Annotated in this window: 1 protein-coding gene and 1 pseudogene; one reads left to right on the forward strand and one right to left on the reverse strand. The window is 61.9% G+C overall.

The features are described from left to right. A pseudogene (locus ABIZ35_RS09660) lies at positions 1-466 on the reverse strand (phospholipase); the annotation flags it as partial. A gap of 92 nt (positions 467-558) precedes the next feature. On the opposite strand from ABIZ35_RS09660, the gene ABIZ35_RS09665 reads away from it, so the two are divergent. Beyond that, positions 559-1527 (forward strand): aldo/keto reductase, encoded by a 969-nt coding sequence (locus ABIZ35_RS09665; RefSeq protein ID WP_348219682.1) that lies wholly within the window; start codon positions 559-561, stop codon positions 1525-1527. Positions 1528-1770: the final 243 nt, after the last annotated feature.

A 1770-nucleotide genomic window follows, 5' to 3' on the forward strand; every position in this document is an offset into this window, starting at 1 on the left:
CACGGTCGGCATGGGCGGCGGCGTCCGGCCAAAGGCGCGCGCTGAGGGCGATCACCCCGCCGACGGACTGGGGCTGATACAGCAGCACGCCCAGGCTCAGAATAGCGCCCTGACTGAAGCCGCCGAGGAGAACGCGACTGGGATCGTGCTCATAGGCGTCCGGCAGTTCCTGAAGAAAACCCGTCAGAGTCGTGAGCGCCTCCGCCGCCTGTTCCGGGTCGGCCTTGACTCCTTCCGGCGTAAACACCAAATCGAACCAGGCGTAACTCCCCTGCCCCATGGCGCGCGGCGCGCGCACGCTGACGATCATCAATCTTGGGTCGAAGTAACTCGCCAAGCCCATCAAGTCCTGTTCGTTGCTGCCATAGCCATGAGCAAGGACAAGAAGCGGCGGCGCGGCGCCGTCCGCCGACGGCTGTATGGGTCGTCGAACGAGGTGAGTGAGAGAAAGTGGTTTGGTCTGCATATGGCCCTATCATACCCAAAACCGCGCCGGCCGACGGCTTCGCGGCAGTTCTGGGTAAGATGGAGCCAGACCTTATCAAGGAGATCGTGCATATGCAAACACGTCGGCTGGGAAACAGCGACTTAGAGATAACCCCCATCGGCTTCGGCGCGTGGGCCATCGGCGGCGCGGGCTGGGCGTTCGCTTGGGGTGAACAGGACGACAATGAATCCGTGGGGGCGATCCACGCCGCTTTGGACGCCGGAATCAACTGGATCGACACCGCCGCCGTCTACGGGCTCGGACACTCGGAAGAGATTGTCGCCAAGGCCCTCCAAGGGTTGAGCCAGAAGCCCTATGTCTTCACCAAGTGCGAGCGGGTGTGGGACGAGAGCGGCAAGGTCAGCGGCAGTCTCAAGGCAGACTCCCTGCGCCGTGAGGTCGAAGGCAGTCTGAAGCGTCTGCAAACGGATGTGATCGACCTCTACCAGATCCACTGGCCGCAGCCCGACGAAGACATCGAAGAAGGCTGGACAACGCTCAATGAACTGAAAGCGGAAGGCAAAGTCCGCTGGATCGGCGTCTCCAATTTCAGCGCCGCACAAATGAAGCGCGCGCAGGCGATCGCCCCCATCACCTCACTCCAGCCACCCTACTCCCTGCTGGCGCGCGAGATCGAGAACGACGTTCTGCCATACGCCGCCGAGAACAACATCGGTGTCCTTGCCTACTCGCCCATGCATTCAGGGCTGCTCAGCGGCGCGTTCACCAAAGAGCGCGCGGCAAGCCTTCCGGCGGACGACTGGCGCAGCCGCAACGCGGACTTCCAGGAGCCGAATCTGTCGAGCAATTTAGAGCTCGTCGAGCTTCTGCGCGAGATCGGCTCCGACCACGGCCGCACGCCCGGCGAAGTCGCCATCGCCTGGACCCTGCGCGACACCGTCGTCACCGCCGCCATCGTCGGGGCTCGCCGCCCGGACCAGATCGCGGGCATCATCGGCGCCGGCGAGTTCCGACTAAGCCAGATGGAAATCACCCAGATCGACGCCTTCGTCGACCCAGCCGAGTCGCCGACGGCGTAGGGGCTTATTTGCTGTTAGTCGCTATTCCCCCGGCGCTTATGAATTTTGTCAATTAAATTGCGCGATTCGCGCCAAAGAGGCTGGCGAATGAATTCGCGCCTGCGAGTACGGTCACCCACCTTCGTGGGTTCAGAAATAGGCGAAGGCACATCACAATCCTAAGGTGTATTCAATCACACCTGCGAAACAAGACTCTGAACCCGCGAAGGCGGGTGATCGTACTTTTAGCCGCGAATTCATTCG

This window comes from Capsulimonas sp., from assembly GCF_039929585.1.
Lineage (GTDB): Bacteria > Armatimonadota > Armatimonadia > Armatimonadales > Capsulimonadaceae > Capsulimonas.